This window comes from Candidatus Eisenbacteria bacterium (assembly GCA_016867495.1).
Taxonomy (GTDB): domain Bacteria; phylum Eisenbacteria; class RBG-16-71-46; order CAIMUX01; family VGJL01; genus VGJL01.
In genome coordinates, this window is sequence record VGJL01000037.1 from 1 (window position 1) to 18,915 (window position 18,915).

Sequence of the window (18,915 nt, forward strand, 5' to 3'; positions counted from 1 at the left end):
TAGAGGAGAAACGCCTTGTCCGGAGAGATCGGCTCCGGGCATCCTCCTCCGGCGCCGATATCTTTCGAGGAAACGATGTTGATCCACGCGAAGTCGCCCACATGAAATGTCACGACCTCCCCGCTCTCCTTTGTCACCTCGACCTTGCGGAACTCCATCGAGGCGCCCTCGTACTTCCCCAGCTGGAAGAGGAGGCCGTTCCAGAAGGGCCTCTCGCACGACTCCGGCTCGAGGAGGATCTTGTTCTCGAGCGTGATCCATGTGGCGATCGTCTCGTCCTCGATGATGAGGCTCGGCTCTGGCTTCGGGAAACGGCACTTGATCAGGCAGGCGATCAAGCCGGCGATACAGACGATCCCGATGACAACGACGATCGTGATCGCTGCCTTGAGGGACTTCCCTGCTTCGTCCATTTCAATCCTCCTGTGGGAGATGGCTGATCATCTCCAGTCTCCGACGGCGACAAACGCCGCCCAGTGGAACGGGTGCGTGCTCCTACCGTTCGCGCGCCGCGTGAGAAGCGAGCCCAAGGTCGCCTCCTGCACGGCGTCCATCGTGGTCATTCGCTTCGATAGACGGGCATCGTAGAGCCTTCTCATCCACTCGCCGGCGGATCGATCCTCCACCGGCCAGAGGCTCATGATGATCGTCCTCACGCCGGCCACCCGAAAGGCGCGTTGCAACCCGAGGATCCCCTCGTTCCTTCGGATCTCTCCCAGCCCCGTGTCGCAGGCCGAGAGCACAGCCCACCGAGCGCCCTCGAGATTCATGGCGGCGATCTCCTCGGCGGTGAGGCTGCCGTCCTCTCCCCGAGGGTTGGCTTCGCCTCTCCTGTTGGCGCCGGCGAGCGCGAGACCGGCCAGGCGAAGCGGATTCTCGCGCCAGGCCGGCGTCTTCTCCGTCGGGGCGGCGGCGAGCCCTCCGATCCCTCGGGCGGCGGGCGCCGCGGAGAGGCACTGGCCGGCGATGAAGAAGCCGTGCGTCGCGAGGTGGATCGCGGCCTTGCCCGGAGCGAGCCGCTTGACGCTCGACTCCGTCGCATGGGACCCCGCAAGGATCAGCGCCGCGCCGCCGCCCGCGTGAGCGGCTATGACGCTCCCCTCAGGCGCGGCGCGGCGCCAGAGTCCGGCGATCTCCTCGACCTCCCCCTTCGTCGCCGGAAGAGGCCCGAAGCGAACCGACTGGAACTCGAGGCAGGGTTCCCTTCCTCCGCGGAAAGGCATCCCGGCCGCCGCAGGGGCCTCTGCCCTCCCCGCGTCGCTGTCGCCTTCGGCTATCTCCGGATAGCCATCGAAATCGGGCGCGCCGATCGCGAGCAGCCCCTCGGCCTCTTCCGAGATCGGCGCGACGACGAGATCCCGCTCCGCGGACAGGTAATGGATCGTCCGGCCCATCTCGAGCAGGTAGCTCTCCTCCTCGACCGGCAGGGCGGACAGATTGATGAAGTGGAGCGCGCCATCGGGCACGACGAAGACCTGCCCGCAACCGGTCAGCAGCGGGACGACCGGATCCCAGACGATCTCGCGAAGGCGTTCGCCGGCTGCCCGGTAGGCGCGTTCCGCCTCGTCGGCGGTCTCCTGCCTGGTGGCGGCGATCGACGAGGCTTCGCGTTGGACGGCGCGCACGAGGCCCTCGATCCGCTCGGCCGGACCGAGATCGATCATGTGGATCTCGGACGGAAACCCGTTCGCGACGAAGACGGCATACGACGGCTCGGTCTCGGCGGGAGCGGGGGCGGAGACGGAGGCGCGGGCTTCCGGACGTCTCCGCCCCATCGCCCCGCGAGGAACCTGCCGGTCGTATCTGACATACGCGAGCAGAACGGTCTTCGGGGGTAGCCCGTCGAGAGCCTCTCTCAGACCGGATCGCTCCACCGCGCGGGCCGCCCGGAATGCGAAGCTGATCGCGCCGAGCCTGCGTTCGATGGCCTCTCTTTTTTCGCGCGCGGCTTCGAGATCCTCCCTGTACGCCGCCGGTGTCCTCTGCAACGGTCCCTGTACCAGAAGCTCCGCGTACCTCGCGCTCGCGGCCGCGAGAACCTCCGCGAGACGCTTGGCGTCGCTGCTCCCCCCCACTGCCGGAATCCGATTCCGGAGGGCCATCATCTCGAGAACCTGTCCGCGCGACCTGGCCACCGCGTCCCAGCAGTCCCGTGCTGCGCGGGGGAGGACCCCCTCCGACGCCACGGTCAACGCGAGGTCCAGCCCCGCGGTCCTGCTTGCCACAAGTCCGAGCGCCTGCCTCTCCGGGAGGAATGGCGCCGTGGCCCGCACATGCGAGCTACGGACCGCTTCCGCGCGGAGCCCGTCCTCGAGCGCCTCGTCGGACCGGCCTGACGCCAGCGCCATCAGTCCGAGATTCGGAAGCAGATCGGCCTCCACGAGGTTCTCGTCTCCCAGGTTCTTTCTTCCTATCTCCAGCGCTCGTTCGTACGCCCGCCGGGCGGACTCGTCTTCGCCGGCGATCAGACGAACTTTCGCCAGCCCGATCAGAATCGCGCAGAGATCGAGGTGATCCGGCCCAAGGCTCGCCTCCTTGATCGACAAGGCGCGAGCGAAGAGCGCCTCCGCTCCCGCGAGATCTCCCATCTCCAGACGCACGGACGCCAGGCATCTGAGCCCGGTCGCGAGCTCGGGAGCCTCCGCCCCCACGGACGCCTCCCATCCCTCGATCGCCCTCCGGCAGAGCGAGTCGGCCGCCGCGAGGTTTCCCGCCAGGTGCTTGATCTCAGCGAGATTCATCAGCGTCGATGGATCCTCGGCCTCGCCTCTCGCGACACGCATCTCCAGCGATCGCAGGTACAGCTCCTCGGCCCTTCCATAGTCGGCGAGGTTCTGATGGACGCGACCAAGGTTGTTGAGGCACGAGACCAGGAAGGGATCGCCCGCGGGAAGGCTCGCCTCGGCGATCGCGACGGCCCGCTCGTAGTGCTCTCGTGCCTTCACATACTCGTTGATCTCGTCATAAACGATGGCGAGGCCGTTTTCTATCAGGGCGTTCGCGAAATGCGAGTGTCCATATGCCTTGGTCAGGATCTCCCCCGCGCGTCCGTATTCCTCGAGGGCGTCCTTATACATTCCCTGCCGGTAGCGCAGCCGGGCGAGGTTGTGGTGATCGCGAGCCAGTTCCGGAGCGTCCGGACCCAGGAGCCGCGAGAGGATCCTCTGGCGCTCGCTGTAAAGGGCATCCGCCTCGGAGTACCGGCTCATGTCCGTCCGGAGTTCGCCCAGGGCCGACAGGGCGTCGGCGAGGTTCCGCTCGGCGGAAGGCCCGGATTCCCGCCCGATCCGCACAGCGCGCTCCAGCGGCGGTCCTGCGTCGTTCAGGCGGCCGGCGAAGTGGAGCAGGCGCCCGAGGTGTCTCAAGCTCACCGCCACCTCGGGCTCCTCGGATCCGAAGAGACGCTCTTTCAGATCCACAGCGCGGCGCGAGAGAGCCTCCGTCTCGGCGAGCGACGCCTTGCCCCCCTCGTACATGCTCCTCACGAGCAGATCGAGCGCGATCGCGACTTCGGGCGAGCCTGATCCCCGGGCGCGTTCCCGCTGCTCAAGGAGGATGCGCGCCCTGGCCTCCGCGTCGAGGTACGATCCCTGATCGATGAGCCTGGCGATCGCCCCTTCCTCCACGGAGCCGGCCGGATCGCCCTCCGCAGCGGCTGCGACGACGCAGAGACTGCAGGCGATAAGCTGGACGAGGGCGAGAATCGACGCGCAGGCCTGGGCTCTCGTCCACAATGATGCCCTCATCACCCCGGGGAGCTGGTCCTCCCGCGGAGAGCCCCACCTCCCGCGACGAGGGCTCCGCATCCGCATCAGGGGTTCTCCAGCTCGACCTTCCAGGTCCAGAGCCGTCGAGATCCGCTGTCCTTCGCCTCGAGGCGGCTGAATACGCCGGACAGCCCCGGCCGCGAGGCCTCCGCTCCCGACGCCGGCTCGGCGGAGATGCCGCCGATTCCGCGCAGGACCAGGCCGAGGTCCGCGCCGGAGAGAGCAAGGGGAGATCCCGATCCAGCCTGCGGGAGTGAGGCGAGACTTCTCTCGAGATCCTCGAGGGGCCCTCGCGAGGCGATCACATAGACGGTCTCGTGCCCCCCGCTGCTCGTTACGTTCCAGTACTGCCGCATCCCGCCCTTCTCCCCGGGAAGCCTGTGCTTCACGCCCCCCTCGAGCGGGTTTGCCGGATCGAGACCGGTGAGAGGATACAGGAGATAGGCATCTCCCCTGCTGTCCTCATTGAAGACGTACACGTGCGACTTCGCCGACGCCTCGATCTCCATGAAGAGCCTGTCTCCGGGCCCGATGCTCGCGCCGTCGCGGAGGCGCTCATCCGCTCCGCCGGCATTGCGAAACAGGGCGGCCTCGACGCCGAGCGCCCCCGGTGTCAGCGCTCTTTCCGCGATCAGGGCCGCGGCGATCGCGCAACCGGCGACCGCGGCCACGAGAATCCAGCTCCTCCGCGCGCCCTTCGCACCGGCGCGATCCACTAACGCAGTCGGCCCTGCGAGCGCCTGCTCGAACTCGCCGGCAGTCCTGTATCTCTGACACGGATCCGCCCTGAGAGCGGCCTCGACTGCCTGAACGAAGACCCCGGGAAGCTCGGGACGAAGGTCCCGCAGCCGCGCGGACTCTCCGCTTCGATGCTTGTTCGCGAGATCGGCGACGGTGGCTCCGTCGACCGGGTAACGCCCTGTGACCAATCTGAAGATCAGAACCCCCACCGAGTAGATGTCGGCCGCGATCCCTCCGGAGCCGCCGCGGAAGAGCTCCGGAGCGAGATAGACGGCGGTTCCGGCCAGGTCCGTTCCCTCCTCCGAGGCGCGTCGATCGATCGCAGTGCCGAAGTCCATCAGGACGATGCGGCCGCCCTTTTCACGCATGACGTTGGCCGCCTTGATGTCCCTGTGGACGAGGCCGGCCGCGTGGACGGCTGCGATAGCCCGCAGCAGATCGATCCCTATGAGCGTGGCCTCCTCGGCGCTGAAGGGACCCTGCTCGCGGAGGCACTCCTCCAGGGTCTTGCCCTCGATGTAGTCGCTCCAGATGCCGACGCGCCCCTCGCGTTCCTCCGCCCCGTGGACGGTGAGCACATTGGGATGGCGAACCCGCGCGAGCTGCTTCGCCTCGTGGATCACGCCGTCCGCCGCGGCCCGCGAGGCCTCCGGCCGGAGCAGCTTGAGGGCGACTTCGCGGTCGAGGGCCGGATCGCGCGCGCGATAGACTTCCCCGTAGCTCCCCACGCCGACCCTCTTCAGGAGACGCAGCCGTCCCCAGCGCTCGAGCGCTTCGCCGTCCGATTCCTCGCTCGTTTCGCCGAGGCGGGACGGGGCAATCGGGATCGTTGCCCGCATCTCGCCGGTGTCGCCGGCCCGAGGCGGGAAGGGTTCTCTCTTGTAGATCGCGTTCACCTGCGCGATGGCGCGCAGATTCCTCAACTTGCTCCTCAGCATGGGATCGACATCCCGCTCGACGGACCAGTCGATGGCTCTCCCGTCGGCGATCCCCTCGGCGATCCTGGCGATCAGATCGTCACCCTTGCTCATGCATCCCCTCCGCAAGCTTGACCAGAGCGCGGGTGACGAACATCCTGGCGGCGTTCTCCGACGGACTTTCCATCGCCTCCGCCAGCTCCCTGTAGGTGCAGTCCATCTCGATCCTCAGCAGGATCGCCTCGCGCTCCCTCTCGGTCAGCCTCTCGAGCGCCTCCTCGTAACGGTGGAGGAGATCTGCGCCGATCGCCTCCTCGAGGGGAGACGCCTCCCCTCCGGCGAGCTGGTCGTCAACCTCCGTCGTCTGTGGCCGCCGTCCAGCGCGCCGGATCTCATCGCGAATCTGATTCAGGAGGATCTGACGCAGGTAGGCGAGGAACGCTCCCTCGTGCCTGGGTTCGAATCCCTCCACCTTCTCCAACGCTTTCAGGAGGGTGATCTGCACAAGGTCATCCGTGTCGGCCGGCCCCCGGGCGCGGGCCGGAAGCCTGCCCGAGGCCCACCGCTGCAGACGCGGAAGATAGCGAGCGAAGAGCCTCTCGCGTGCCGGGCGATCTCCGCTCCTGACCAGTCCCAGGAGCGCTGCGGTCGACTCGAGGGCGGGTGTCGTTTCCCCTGGATCTGGATGCTGCGGTGGAGGCTTGTCCATGTCGAACCCTCCCGCGCGGCGTCTGCAACGGTCTGTCCGTTTTGTCGCGACGCCAGTCTAGCACTCCCTCCGGGGGGCGCAAGCGGGGGCGGGTCCCCGGGGCGCCGCCCGTCCCGGCTTGCCCGGCGCGCCACGGCGCGCGGGCCGGCCTGGCGGTTGCTTCCCGCCCGGGGGCCCCCTAAGCTCCCCGCGACCCCATTCGGGGGCGCGGAAGCCACGGACCGAGGAGAACCCATGGCCTTGCAGCATCTGACAGAGGAACAGGTCGCGACCTGGACGCGCGAGCAGAAGGACCGGTGGTGGCTCGCCAACGTCTGGCGGGGGGACATGCCCCAGCTCACCCTGCGGGCTTCGATCACCGGTTTCCTGCTGGGAGGGATCCTCTCGGCGACCAACCTCTACGTGGGCGCCAAGACCGGCTGGACTCTCGGGGTCGGCATCACGTCGGTCATCCTCGCCTTCGCGATGTTCAAGGTCCTCTCGCGCCTCGGCGCGAGGGACATGACGATCCTCGAGAACAACTGCATGCAGTCGATCGCCACCGCGGCGGGTTACATGACCGGGCCGCTGATCTCCGGGATGGCCGCCTACATGATGGTCCAGAACCGGCCGATGGAGTGGTGGCAGATGCTGCTCTTCAACGTCGTCCTCTCCCTTCTCGGCGTCCTCGTGGCGTTTCCGATGAAGCGGCGGTTCATCAACGACGAGCAGCAACCGTTTCCCGAGGGCCGGGCCTGCGGCGTCGTCCTGGACACGCTCTACACCTCCCACGCCTCGGTGGGACTGTTCAAGGCGCGCGCGCTCGCCTATGCCGCCCTGATCGCGGGGGGGCTCAAGTTCATCTCCGGCGAGAACATCATGAACTACATCCAGACGAAGCTGCTCCGCCTGAAGTCGTTCTGGCACCTCCCCGAGAACCTGGACGCCTGGTACTACAGGCTGGCCGACAGGGGAATCCTGCCGATTCCCAAGCTCGCGAACGCCGACATCCGCCAGCTCGGCCTGACGGCGACTCTCGACCTCGCCATGTTCGGCGCCGGCGGGCTCATGGGGATCCGGGCGGCCGTCAGCATGCTGATCGGGATGATCCTCAACTTCTGCTTCATCGTCCCCTGGATGATCTCGATCGGAGAGATCTCTCCCCGGGCCGACGGAACCTTCAGCAGGATCCACGTCCTGAACACATGGGCGCTCTGGTGGGGCATCTCCATCATGGTGGTCGCCGCCCTGGCCTCTCTCTTCGCGAAACCGAAGATCCTCCTCTCCTCCTTCACAGGATTCCTGAAGAGGAAGAAGGCGGCCGGGGAGGACGTGGTCGCCCACATCGAGCTGCCCCTGTGGATCTCCTTCGTCGGCGTGCCAATCATCGGAGCGCTCGGCGTCTGGATGACCCACGCATGGTTCGGGGTGCGCGTGGATCTCGGGGCCCTCGCGATCCCGCTCATCATCGTGCTCACGCTGATCGCCGCGAACTCGACCGCTCTCACCGGAATCACGCCGACCGGCTCCCTGTCCAAGATCCCGCAGTTTCTCTTCGGGACGCTCCATCCGAAGCATCCCCCCACGAACCTGATGACCGCCCTCATGTGCACCGAGGTAGCCTCCAACGCCTCGAATCTGCTCATGGACATCAAACCGGGCTACATGCTCGGCGCGAAACCCCGGCAGCAGGCGATCGGCCACTGCATCGGGATCATGGCCGGCGCCATCGCCAGCACGCCCCTCTTCTATCTGCTGTTCCTCTCGGACTACAGGCCCGGCGCGAACCTGCAAGACGTGATGATCACCAACCAGTTCGGCTTCCCCTCCGCTCTTCAATGGAAGGGGGTGTCCGACCTCGTCGCCGCGGTCTTCTCGGAGGGCCGCTCCCCCATCCCGCAGTCGGCCGTCTGGGCCATGGGAATCGCTGCGGTCGTCGGACTGGCCCTCGAGCTGGTGCGGATCCTCCGCCGGCGCGGCTTCCCCCTCTCGCCTCTCGCCATCGGCCTCGGCGTCGTGATCCCGCCCGATTCGACGATCGCCATGTTCGCCGGCGCCGGGTTCTTCTGGCTCATGCGCCGCCGCTACGAGGGGCGACCGGGCGCCAGGGGGCATGCCCTGTGGATCGAGACTCAGGAGCCGATCTGCGCGGGGATGATCGCGGGCGCGGCCCTGGTGGGAATCACCGATGTCCTGGTCAGGGTCTTCCTGCTCTGAGCGATCGCGAGCGCGGCCGAGATGCTCGTTCTGTCTGGCAACATCGAGGAGACGGCGCGATGGACGACATGGCTGTCGAGGTCCGACCCTTCACGAATGACGATCGCGCCGGCGTCACCGCGCTCTGGATTGAAGCGTTCCCCGACGATCCGCCCCGCAATCGTCCGGACAGGATGATCGCCCGCAAGATGACCGTGCAGCCGGAGCTGTTTCTGGTGGCGCTCATGGATGGGCGCGTGATCGGGACCGTCCTCGCGGGATTCGACGGGGTGCGCGGCTGGATCTATCATCTCGCCGTGGAAGAGGCGTCGAGGCGCAGGGGCGTGGGGACCAGGCTCGTCCGCGCCGCGGAGCAAGCGCTTGCCGCGCTCGGCTGCCCGAAGATCAATCTGCAGGTGCGCTCGAGCAACGCGGCCGTCGTGGGGTTCTACACGGCGCTCGGGTATGTCGTCGAGGAACGGGTAAGCCTGGGGAAGCCGCTCGGAGAAGAAGAGGACGACCGGGTCTTGTATCGTTGAACCGCCTCGCTACCTGCAACGGGGCGTGTAGCGCACCGTGAACGCCGACTCTCCTCGATCATCCCCCGCGATGTGGATCACGATCGGATCGTGGGCCCCGCCATACTGCCGGGCATACGCGGCGATCAGGGGAGCGAGATCGAAGGCGAGATCCTCTTGCAGGATGGCATCGCAGGGATCGCCGTTGTCCTCGTGGACCAAGAACCCCCGCGTCTGCGCCGGATACGACTCCATGAAGGCTTCGCTGACATAGAGGGTCCACGCATGATCCGCGCAGCCGCCCGATGCGGAGACCGACAGAGATAGGATCCTGCCCTGGATCGAGACGGCTCTCACTTGGTATGGGTCCGATGCCAGGACGCCGATCGGGTCCGGCGTGACGACCAGACCTCCGTTGTCTCTCGGGGGACAGCGAGGGATGTGACGCCTCGGCAGATCCGTCACGCGGTCGAAGCAACCCGCGGCGGCGAGGGACAGCAGGCTTCCCAAGATGAGGCAGAGAACGATGCGCCGGCTCGATCGCCCGCCGGATGCCCGCACCGCCGGCGGCGAAGGCAAACTCCGGTTCGATCGGACTCGGCACTCGTGAAAGCGCATCATCCACGGCATCGTGAACCGCCTTCCCCCGCCCCGCTTATCGGGATCCGTACGCCTAGAGAGTACCAGAACCCAACGCGGCCCTCCATGACGGCGTCGCGGCCTGCCGCCCGCGACGGCAGGCCTGGTCCCGGCGACGGGCGCCGAGTGAATTGCTGCTGCCAATCCTCCGACGGGCGTATACTCTCCACGGAATTGTGGGCCGATCGGTCGCCCACGCCATGCAATCGAAGGAGGCCCGATGCGCAAACTCAGAGTCCCGTTGTTGGTTGGCGCCGTTCTGCCGCTGGTCGCCATGCTCGTACTTGTCTCGTGCGGCGGAAAGGACAAGGCCGAGAGAAAGATCGGCGAGGCCGCGGTGGAGATGGCCCTCAAGGGAGCGACCGGCAAGGACGTTGACGTCCAGATGGAGGGCAAGTCGGTCAAGATCAAGCAAGAGGGATCAGAGACCACGATTCAAGAAACGGACGAGTGGCCCTCCGACATGTTCCCCGCCGTCCCGGAGTTCAAGTTCGGGAAGGTGACTCGGGTCGTCGGCGGCGATGACGCCGGAATGAAGAAGTTCAACATCTACTACGACGACGTGCAGGAAGACGGAGTCGAGAAGTACGTCGAGCTGCTGAAGAGCGGCGGTTGGCAGGCGAGTCTCATGAACATGGGGCCCAAGGGGGGGATGGTGACCGGCCAGAAAGGGGATCTTGGCCTGCAGTTCATGTTCAGCAAAGAGAGAAAGGACGGCATGTTGATCGTCTACTCCGCCCCAAGCCAGTGACCGTCCGGGAGGGCCTCTCTGAAGCCACTCCATCCAGCCGTGGATGCGGGGACGATTCTCGCGTATAATCAAACCTGGGTGCGCGAAGTCGCCGGGCTGCGCGCTCCCGGGAGGTGAATGATGCGTCCCCCGCTCATCCTCGCCGCTTGCTTGCCCCTTCTCTTCCTGGTCTCCACGCCCTCGTCCTTCGCCCAGATCCATGATCCGGAGTGGGATCCGGAGGAGATCGTCGACATAGGCGATCTCGGAATGACCGGCTCCTCGGGTCCCGACGCCGTCCACACGCCCGACTGGCAACCATGGAACGGGCGTGACGAATGGCATGTCGTCTACGAGAAAAGGGGCGACATCTACCACGCGATGCGAATCGCGGGCATCTGGCAGGCTCCCGAGCCTCTGACCGACGACCCAGCGGTCTCTAGAGACCCCAAGCTCGCCTTCATCGGAGATCGCTTGATCGTCGTCTGGGAGGACGACCGTCGAGGCCACCCGGAGATCTGGGCGCGCCTGTGGGATGGCGGCTCCTGGGGAGCCGAAATCGCTCTCACGGACAACATGTTCCGCTCGAGCGCCCCTGCCATCGCGGGCGGACAGACCGAGGGGTATGCCGTGTGGGAGGAGGGGCCCGAGGGCCTGACGACCGTCGCCGGAAGGAGGTACGAGGCGCTCGGGCGGTTGTGGTTTGGAATCGAGACCATCTCGCCGGGCGGCTGCACCGCGTCCGAGCCATCGATCGCCTGTGAGCCTTGGAGCGATCAGTTGATCGTCGCATGGGCCGACGCGATGCACGGCCTGCCCGAGATCTATCTGCGGGAGAGGCAGTGGGGGGGATGGGCCGAGCCTGTCCGTCTCACCGATCTCCCGGGGGCCTGCCGCAAGCCCAGCGTGCACGCCGAGCAATGCTGCGGCGACATCGTCACCTCCCAGGCGCTCATCGCGTTCGAGCACGAGGATTCCGGGCCGATGGAGGTCTGGGTGGGGTGCTTCGAATCGGGCGCTCCCACATGGGTCCAGCAAGTCTCGCCTGAGGACGGTCGCGCGTCGCGCTCCCCGCAGATGCACGGATACACTTTCGTCCAGATGGACATGATCGGCGGCGTGATTCCCCGCTACTGGATCACATGGACCGACGACGCCCCCCCGGGCGCGCGGTCCCACCAGGTCGGCCTGATCGAGATCTGCGGCGCCCCGTCATGGAGCGGGACCCTCTCCGACGCGGGGATCGAGACATCGAGCATCGCGGGGATCGAGGGCAGTCCGATGGCCGGAGTGCTCGCGACATGGATCGAGGAGCGTCAAGCGGCCACCTGCCTGGTCGCGAAACCCGGTTCGATCCTGGGCTGCCAGGGATTCGAGTTCCATGCGCCGCTCAGTATCCTGCTGACGCCGGCCGGCTCGCGCGACAACGCCGCCGTCTGCTCCAACGCCTGTCCGGGAGGCGGTCCGGTCGAAGGGCTGGTCATGACTCTCAGCTTCGCCCCGCCGCTCGACGCGGACCTGACGTGGGATGAGATCCAACTGCATCCCACGATTCCTCCGGAGACGACGGACGCCGACGGCCGGGTGGAGCTCAGGGTCCGCGGCGGAGGATGCTCCACCGCCGGTCGCGTCCGCCTGATCGCGAATGGGCTTGAAGTCCGAAACTGGCTGGGTGCGAAGTCTCCCGATGTCAACGGCGACTGCGCGGTGCTCCAGAACGACCTCGTCTATGTCATGTCGAGGATGGGAACCGCGGACTTCTGCGGCGACCTCGATGGATCGGGCCTCGTCGACGCGGCGGACGCGGCAATCGTCCAGGCCTCGCTCGGCGACCTCTGCTCGCAGCTCGTCTCGGTGGAGGAGTCCGCGGATCTCGCGTCGGGGATCCGGATCGAGCCTAATCCCTCCAGGGGCACGGTCGTGATCCGCGTGGACTCCGCCGGATCGCCGGACCAGAAGGTCGAGATCTTCGATGCCGCCGGACGCCTGATCAGGGTTCTTCCCGAGCGAGGTCAAGACGGCCGCGGAGGCGCCATCATCTGGGATGCGACCGACGAACGCGGATCCGCGGTCTCCTCGGGGCTTTACTTCGCGCGCGTGTCGAATGTGAAGGAGATCTCCGCGCGCCCGATCGTGATTGTTCGCTGAGGCGCCGCTACAGTCCCCATCGCGCGATGCACGCGGTCGGCACGCCGCTCGCGCTTCGAAAGAGGCCCGCCGCGATGAGGGCGCCCTCGTAGACCGTCACGGCGAGGGCCCAGACTCAGTCGTTCACGCCTGAGCCCAGGGGGCTCCAGCGCTCCGAGGGAGGGGGCGGGTCGGCCGTCTTGTCGGGTCTTCCTCGCACTGGATCTGCGAGATGAAGAGCAGAACGGCCGTGAGGGCGATCCAATGGGAGCTTCGCGTGATCCGCCCCGGCGATCTGTTCCAGTCGCGCGTCCGCATCAGTGAACGATCTACCGAAGCAATGTGAGCTTCGCCGCCGGCGCCCGCCGCCCCTCGCCGAGCCGGAGCATGTAGACACCCGGCGCCGCCGGGGAACCGCGATCATCCCGCCCGTCCCAGACCAGGCCGCAAGTCTGATCGGAACGGCGCGCCGCAGGCAGCGTCGCGATCCGCCGCCCGGCCAGGTCGGTCACGATCACGCCGGCAACAACCGAGAGAGAGGAGTGCCACTCCGCCTCCACCCGTCCCCGGAATGGATTCGGCCAGATTCGAAGCGCCGGTCGCCGACCATGAACAACCCCGTCGACATCCGCCGGGCCGATCGCATCGAACCGGACCACGAAGACGTCCCTTCCCCCGTTGTGAGTCTGATCGTAGGCCCCGATCGTCGTGGGGAAGTTCGGGGATCGCGTCGGCCCGGTGAGGAGCGCGCGTCCCGAATGGTCCATCGTGAGCTCCCAGCCGCCGTCCGAGTCCGAGCCTCCCAGGTAGCTGCTCCAGAGCAGCGTCGCGCCGGAGGGATCGAAGCGACTCACGAAGGCGTCGGTTCCTCCTCCGTAGCTTCGATCGAAGGCGTCGGCCGTCGTCGGGAGATTGGCTGACGAAACCTCCCCCGAGATGACAGGACAGTTCAGCTCATCCAGGAGGAGCGCGAACGCTTCATCGACGGAATCGCCTCCGAGGAATGTGGCCCACGCGAGCCGCGATGCACCCTCTTCGAGCCGCACGAGAAAGACATCCCGGTCGCCGTTGTAAGTCCGGTCGAAGGCCAGCGGAGTGACCGGGAAATCGGATGATGTCGTGGAGCCTGTGGCAACGATGCCGTCATCGTGATCGACTGCGACCACGTTTCCCATGTCGCTTCCGCTGCCTCCGACGAACGTGCCATAGGCGACGGCGCTCCCATCCTGCGTGAGTGCCGCGACGAACGCGTCGTCCCCGCCGTTGTGCCCGCGATCGAACGCCCCCTCCGTCGTGGGGAAATCGCTGGATGAGGTGTTCCCCGTCGCGACGACTCTCCCCATGGAATCGAGAGCGAGGAAAGTGGCCTGATCGTTGACGGATCCCCCGAGGTAGGTGCTCCAGAGCAGGCTCGCCCCGGACGGGTCGAGGGTCGCGGCGAATCCGTCGGTGAGCCCGTCCAGCGTTCGATCGAAGGCCCCCTCCGTGGTCGGGAAGTCGGCCGAGTAGGTCTCGCCGACCACGACCGCGCGTCCCGCGCCGTCCAGGAGGAGGTCCCACACCCTGTCAAGGGAGCCTCCGCCCAGGAAGCTGCTCCAGAGGAGCGCGCTGCCGGAGTCGTTCAGCTTGCAGACGAATCCGTCTCGCGATCCGCCGAGGGTCCGGTCGTGCGCGCCCGGCGTGGTCGGAAAGTCGTTGGAGAGCGAGAGGCCGGCGATGACCGGATTGCCCAGGCCGTCGAGGGCGATCGCAAACGGACGATCCTCAGCGTTTCCGCCGATGAACGTGGCCCACTGGAGCGCCGAGCCACTCGCGTCGAGCTTGGCCACGAACAGATCGTACCCGCCTCCGAGCGTTCTGTCGTACGCGCCCGGCGTCGTCGGAAACGTGGCCGAGCGCGTGTACCCCGCGACCAGCGAGTTGTCGTCGGCATCGAGCGTCAGCCCGTGGGCGTACTCGCTATCACCCCCGCCCAGCAGCGTGCTCCAGATGATGCTGGCGGGGTTCTCACCCGGTGTCGCGTCGCCGGGACTCTCATCGAATCGGTCCTCCGACCAGCGCAGGATCGCCTCTCCGCGATCGCCGAAGCGCTCGATACGGATCTCGTTCGATCCCGGCGCAGTCCATGCCAGGTTCCCATCGAACTCGCAGGGGCCCGAGTCCAGACCGTCGACGTGGAAGCGAACCCGGCTCCGCTCTTCCTGCCGGCCGGCCGCGATGACGAAGCGCAGCCCCTCCTCCTCGGGCGTCAGCTCCAGGTCGATGCCGGGCCATAGGTCGTCGTACACGACGCGGGTCCGCGCCGGCGAGTTCGCCCGCCAGCGCGACGGGTCGCTCCCGATGAAGTGACTCACTCGCGTCCCGGCATCCCCCTCTGGCCGCGGCACGGATCTGCCTTCTGTTCCTTCGAAGCGGAGCCAGAGAACGCGACTCGCCTCCGTCAGGTCCAGGACGACGCCGCCCGCCGCGAAGTAGATCGTCGCTCCAGCGCAACTGGCGTATGCCAGCGCTCTTTCGTCCAGATGGCCGGGATTCTCGATCACGCCGCATGGGATTCCTCCCCGGGCGGAGGGCGGGCGGAGCCCTGCCCCGACAAGCAGCAGGACCGGCGCGAGGATCCACCCCAGACGCGGATTCAGCAAGATGCCGTGTCCTTTCAAGAGAGCGAGGGACCGGGTCTCTCGCGGTGCACCGATTCGCTGATCGATCGCCCCCGCGCGCGACCTCCAGTGTCGCCGCCTCTGATTATACCGCCGGCTGTTCCTCCCTCCAACTCCTTCATGTATAATCGGCTGACCTTGGAGCGGACACCGCTACGATGACGCCGGATGCGGGCATGCAACATCGCGGCTCACTCTGGAGAAGACTGATCGTCTGCCTCCTCTGCGCGTTCGCGGCCGCCGCTCATGACAGGATCGTGATCTCGGAGCCTCGCGCCCGGTCGTGCGGGGCAACGCCGGGAAGGCAAGACCGGCCGGGAGATGCGTCGTCTACGCAGGCGATCGAATCCTCCGCCTGGCCCAGAAGTGCGACGTGAGTTACGGAGAAGCGGTGCGCGCCTTTGAGATCGTGCAACTCGACAGGCAGCACTACGCTGAAGCGGAGATACCCGAGAGCCCCATCCTGCAGGCCAGCGGCCAGGGTTGGAATGCCCACGGGATGCACACCTGCGATCCCTGGTGGAGCGCCCGCTGGCGCTCCCGTAGCGATCTCGATCCATGATCTCGGATGGGGCTGCGTTCGCAGAATCTCGTCCGGCCGGGAGGTTTCCCCGTCGCCGCGCATCCTCTGGGACGGTGCGGACGCCGCCGGAATCCCCGTCCCATCAGGGGTTTACTTCTGTCGAGCCCAGGCCGGGCGGGAGACTTCCCTGCGCCGCCTGACGATCGTTCGCTAGCAGGCTCGATCGCGCTCGAGAGGCCCCCTGGAGCGTCCGCTTGGCCCGGCTGCGTCCGGGGCGCGCCGGAGCCTCGGTAACCTCCCGCAAGGTTGCGCGATCTTCATGATGGGTCCAGGCTCTTGGCGGCAATGGCCTACCCCTGGTCCGACGGAGGCGACAAGCCGTGAAGGTGATGGGCGGCCCGAGAACGGGGCGAGACCCCGCGCGATCAGAACCTCAAGACACTCGCGAGCCCCGAGCGCCCAGGGAGTACGGGCAGTCGGAGCCCTCCACCATCATCGCCGATTTCCTCGACAACCAGGAGCCGGCGATCCGCCTCGTAGCGGGGTGGGCCCGCAGTGTGGCGTCGCATCGAGCCTGGGGATTCGAAACGCCGGACGACATCGTCCAGGCGGCTCTTCTCGCCCTCGTCCGATGCTTTCGCGAGAACCGCTTCGCTGAGGGGGATCTTCCCGCCTACGTGAGGCGGATCGCCAAGAATCTCTGCGTCAGCAGCTACCGGCGCGCGCGCGTTCGGGGGACGGCGATGTCGATCGACTCACTCGAGGCGCTCCATGACCCCGCGACGCGGAGGTCCTCCGACGAACGCGTCCTGATGTTGCGGCGCATACTGGAAGGACTGGGTGAGCGGTGCCGGGAGATGATCTCGCTTGCCTATCTCGAGGGATTCAGCCGCCGCGAGATCGCGGAGCGACTGGGGACGACCGAGGGAGCCGTGAAGGTCAGGCTGTGTCGCTGCCTTCAAGAGGCCAGAGAGGTGCAATCGGGGGGAATGGTCTGAGGACGGCCTCGCGGCCGGCGGAGAGTAGGTGGACAGAGATGATGACAGCAGATGACAGAGACCAGGCCTGCGCGGCGATCGAGGGACTCCTTGTCTGGTATCCCACATCGACTCTCACCGCGGATGAAAGAGCCCGCGTCGAGGATCATGTTGCGGGGTGCGGCCCCTGCGCCGATCTCCTTCGGTTTGCGGCGAGTCTCAAGGATCGCCTGGCCGAAGCGAGCTCCATGCATCCCGCTCCCGAACTGCTGGTGCGCTTCGTCGAGCAATCCGATGATCTGCCTCTCACCGAACGAGCCCTCGTTGAGACGCACATCGCCGGCTGCGCGGAATGCATGCGCGAGTCCGAGATCCTTCGGGCGGTCGATCGCGACCTGGCCCCGGCCGGAGAGCGATCGGAATCGAAGACAGGGCGGGCAAGCGGTCTGTCGCTCGCGGGAACCCGCTTCAGGGGGCTGTGGGAGGCGCTCGCGGGGACGCTCCTGCGGCCGGTCCCGGCCGCGGTCTACCTGACGGCCACGGCCGCGCTCGCCCTGGTCCTTCTGAGTGGCGTCGACCGGCCCTCCGAGCGCTTCCCCGGGACGCACGCGCCCCCGGCGGATGCCGCCCCGCGCGGTCTCGTCGACGGCGTGGTGCTCCTGCCGAGCGATCTCGGGGCCGTGCGCGGACCCCAGGGAGTCGACGATGACGCCCCATCGGTCGACACTTCCTGCGACCAGTTCCTGCTCCTGGAGCTGACCGATCTCGAAGCTCCTCCCCGGAGCGGGACGCTCTACGACGTCGCGATCACGAGGGCCGGGGGCTCCTCTCCCGAATGGACCGGTCAGGTCGATGGTCTGGCGTTCGCTGAGAACTACAGCGTCTGCATCCTGCTCGAGGCGGGAAGCCTGAGGCCCGGCGACTATGTCGTGACGCTCGCGACGCCGTCGGGGGATTTGCTCTACCGCTCGACCATGGCGGCGCGCTAGGCCGGCTCGACTGCGTCCGAGCCGCTACCGCAGAGCCGCTACCGCCAGTCGCCTTCCGCGACGATCCCTCCCCACAACGCGGGGTGGATCCTGCGGAATCTCGATCGGACCTCGCGCAAGCGCTCAAGCTGCGCCCCGCGCACCGCCTCGACCGTCGACTCCCCCGAGAGGCGATGAGTGTAGAGACGGACCATCAGGTCGCGGGCCACATCGTCCCGGATGTGCCACATCGACGTGAGGACGGTGCGGACCCCGGCGATCTCGAACGCCCTCCGCAGACCCGAGAGCCCGTCCCCGAAGAGCTGCACGCCCCGCCCCGACGCACAGGCGCTCAACACCGCCCAGTCCGTTCCGCGCATATCCCGCCCGACGACCTCCTGCGCGAAGAGGATGCCGTCATCGCCCGCCGGTCCCGCCAGAAGGACCAAGCCGGAGAGGAGGAGCGGATCCTCAGCGGCGTCGCGCGTCACCGCACCTCCATCCCCCGCCTCCCTCCCGCAGAAGAAGCCGTGCGCCGCAAGGTGGATGATCCTGCTACTCCCCATGAGGCGTTTCGCGGACCCCTCGGTCGCCTCGGGTCCGACCAGGAGCGTGACCGGCTCTCCAGAGGCCCGGGAATAGAGGTCCGAGATCCTTCGCGCCTCATCGACCGCCCCCGAGAGAGGGGGAAGGGAGCGCGGATCGATATCGCACGGACGCGCGCTCCGCAGGGTCGACGCGGGGCGCCGCGTCATCGGAGCCGCCGCCGGATCCGGGCCCGAACATCCGACGGCCAGGAGCCCCTCGCGCGCGCCGGCGCGCGTCTGCTCCGCAAGCCGGAGCAGGTCCCTCGCCGACGACAGATTGTGGAGGCTCCATCGCTCGATCACGAGCTCATCCGCCGGCGAAAGCAACGTGTTGAAGTCGACGAGGAGAAGCTCCGAGTCGGGAATCAGGAGCACGATGGCGGCGCCCGGTTCCGGCCCGACCGGGCCGGCTTCGGCAAAGCGCGCCGCGATCGGCTCCCAGGCGCGGCGATGCAGACTCCGCGAGGCGACACGGAATTCCGCTTCCGCTCTTGCGGAGGGCCTGCCGCTCCCGCCTTCACCCTCGACGCTCCGGCGGTACGACACGATGAGCGTATCGAGGAAATCGGCTTCGCCCAGATCATGGAAGCTCAGGGTCCACGCGCCGGGCGCGGAGGCGGCGAGGCAGAAGGCCCCGTATCGCTCAGCGGCGGCAGAGGGAAGGGGAAGGATAGGTGAAGCCATCTGGCGCGCCGCGCTCCTGGCCCCCGCCGCGAGGTCAGGGTAGCGCACGAAATGGACGATGCCGCCACCGGGAGGGAGGATCTCCGCCAGCCGATCGCATGTCATCGCCGCTTCCTGCTTCCTGCGCTCCAACCGCTCGCGGAACTCATCGCTGGCCACGCTCAGCGCCCTCTCCGCTTCTTCCTTCTCCGCC

14 protein-coding genes are annotated in these 18,915 nt (G+C 67.3%); 7 read left to right on the forward strand and 7 right to left on the reverse strand.

What is annotated here, in order from left to right; genetic code table 11:
* The 4 genes from FJY88_05850 to FJY88_05865 all read right to left on the reverse strand — a co-directional run.
* Nucleotides 1-413, reverse strand: a 413-nt coding sequence (locus tag FJY88_05850; GenBank protein ID MBM3286857.1) for a hypothetical protein, incomplete at its 3' end; no start/stop codon positions are given.
* A 27-nt stretch (nt 414-440) separates the two neighbouring features.
* A complete protein-coding gene (locus FJY88_05855; GenBank protein ID MBM3286858.1) occupies nt 441-3,812 on the reverse strand; it encodes a CHAT domain-containing protein in 3,372 nt (1,123 codons plus the stop codon).
* Nucleotides 3,812-5,539: a DUF4384 domain-containing protein gene (locus FJY88_05860; GenBank protein ID MBM3286859.1), complete on the reverse strand. Its 1,728-nt coding sequence runs from the start codon at nt 5,537-5,539 to the stop codon at nt 3,812-3,814. The genes FJY88_05855 and FJY88_05860 overlap by 1 nt, the downstream gene beginning before the upstream one ends.
* Nucleotides 5,526-6,134 (reverse strand): sigma-70 family RNA polymerase sigma factor, encoded by a 609-nt coding sequence (locus FJY88_05865; protein MBM3286860.1) that lies wholly within the window; start codon nt 6,132-6,134, stop codon nt 5,526-5,528. Before FJY88_05865 ends, FJY88_05860 begins: the two co-directional genes overlap by 14 nt.
* On the opposite strand from FJY88_05865, the gene FJY88_05870 reads away from it, so the two are divergent.
* Both FJY88_05870 and FJY88_05875 read left to right on the forward strand, forming a co-directional pair.
* Nucleotides 6,111-8,330, forward strand: coding sequence for an OPT family oligopeptide transporter (locus FJY88_05870; protein MBM3286861.1), 2,220 nt, complete (start codon nt 6,111-6,113; stop codon nt 8,328-8,330). The genes FJY88_05865 and FJY88_05870 overlap by 24 nt on opposite strands.
* 68 nt (nt 8,331-8,398) lie before the next feature.
* On the forward strand, nt 8,399-8,848 hold the full coding sequence (locus FJY88_05875) for a GNAT family acetyltransferase (GenBank protein MBM3286862.1): 450 nt from the start codon (nt 8,399-8,401) through the stop codon (nt 8,846-8,848).
* Nucleotides 8,849-8,857: 9 nt separating this feature from the next.
* On the opposite strand, the gene FJY88_05880 is transcribed toward FJY88_05875, so the two are convergent.
* On the reverse strand, nt 8,858-9,457 hold the full coding sequence (locus FJY88_05880) for a hypothetical protein (GenBank protein ID MBM3286863.1): 600 nt from the start codon (nt 9,455-9,457) through the stop codon (nt 8,858-8,860).
* A gap of 229 nt (nt 9,458-9,686) precedes the next feature.
* Here FJY88_05880 and FJY88_05885 point away from each other — a divergent pair, with 229 nt between their 5' ends.
* Both FJY88_05885 and FJY88_05890 read left to right on the forward strand, forming a co-directional pair.
* Nucleotides 9,687-10,217 carry a hypothetical protein gene (locus FJY88_05885; GenBank protein ID MBM3286864.1) on the forward strand — a complete coding sequence of 177 codons (531 nt, stop codon included), beginning with the start codon at nt 9,687-9,689 and terminating at the stop codon, nt 10,215-10,217.
* Between the two features lie 120 nt (nt 10,218-10,337).
* Entirely contained in the window at nt 10,338-12,344 is a 2,007-nt protein-coding gene (locus tag FJY88_05890; protein ID MBM3286865.1) for a hypothetical protein, read from the forward strand.
* Between the two features lie 308 nt (nt 12,345-12,652).
* Here the strand turns inward: FJY88_05890 and FJY88_05895 are convergent, their stop codons facing one another.
* Nucleotides 12,653-14,965 (reverse strand): hypothetical protein, encoded by a 2,313-nt coding sequence (locus tag FJY88_05895; GenBank protein MBM3286866.1) that lies wholly within the window; start codon nt 14,963-14,965, stop codon nt 12,653-12,655.
* A gap of 391 nt (nt 14,966-15,356) precedes the next feature.
* Between FJY88_05895 and FJY88_05900 the strand changes: the two genes are divergently transcribed.
* The 3 genes from FJY88_05900 to FJY88_05910 all read left to right on the forward strand — a co-directional run bounded on the left by FJY88_05900 (nt 15,357) and on the right by FJY88_05910 (nt 17,472).
* The gene (locus tag FJY88_05900; GenBank protein MBM3286867.1) at nt 15,357-15,545 is read left to right on the forward strand and encodes a hypothetical protein; all 189 of its coding nucleotides are present in this window, start codon (nt 15,357-15,359) and stop codon (nt 15,543-15,545) included.
* Between the two features lie 341 nt (nt 15,546-15,886).
* Nucleotides 15,887-16,504, forward strand: coding sequence for a sigma-70 family RNA polymerase sigma factor (locus tag FJY88_05905; protein MBM3286868.1), 618 nt, complete (start codon nt 15,887-15,889; stop codon nt 16,502-16,504).
* Nucleotides 16,505-16,542: 38 nt separating this feature from the next.
* Complete coding sequence (locus FJY88_05910; protein ID MBM3286869.1) at nt 16,543-17,472, forward strand: zf-HC2 domain-containing protein; 930 nt, start codon at nt 16,543-16,545, stop codon at nt 17,470-17,472.
* Between the two features lie 38 nt (nt 17,473-17,510).
* On the opposite strand, the gene FJY88_05915 is transcribed toward FJY88_05910, so the two are convergent.
* Nucleotides 17,511-18,881: a CHAT domain-containing protein gene (locus FJY88_05915; GenBank protein MBM3286870.1), complete on the reverse strand. Its 1,371-nt coding sequence runs from the start codon at nt 18,879-18,881 to the stop codon at nt 17,511-17,513.
* Nucleotides 18,882-18,915 lie beyond the last annotated feature (34 nt).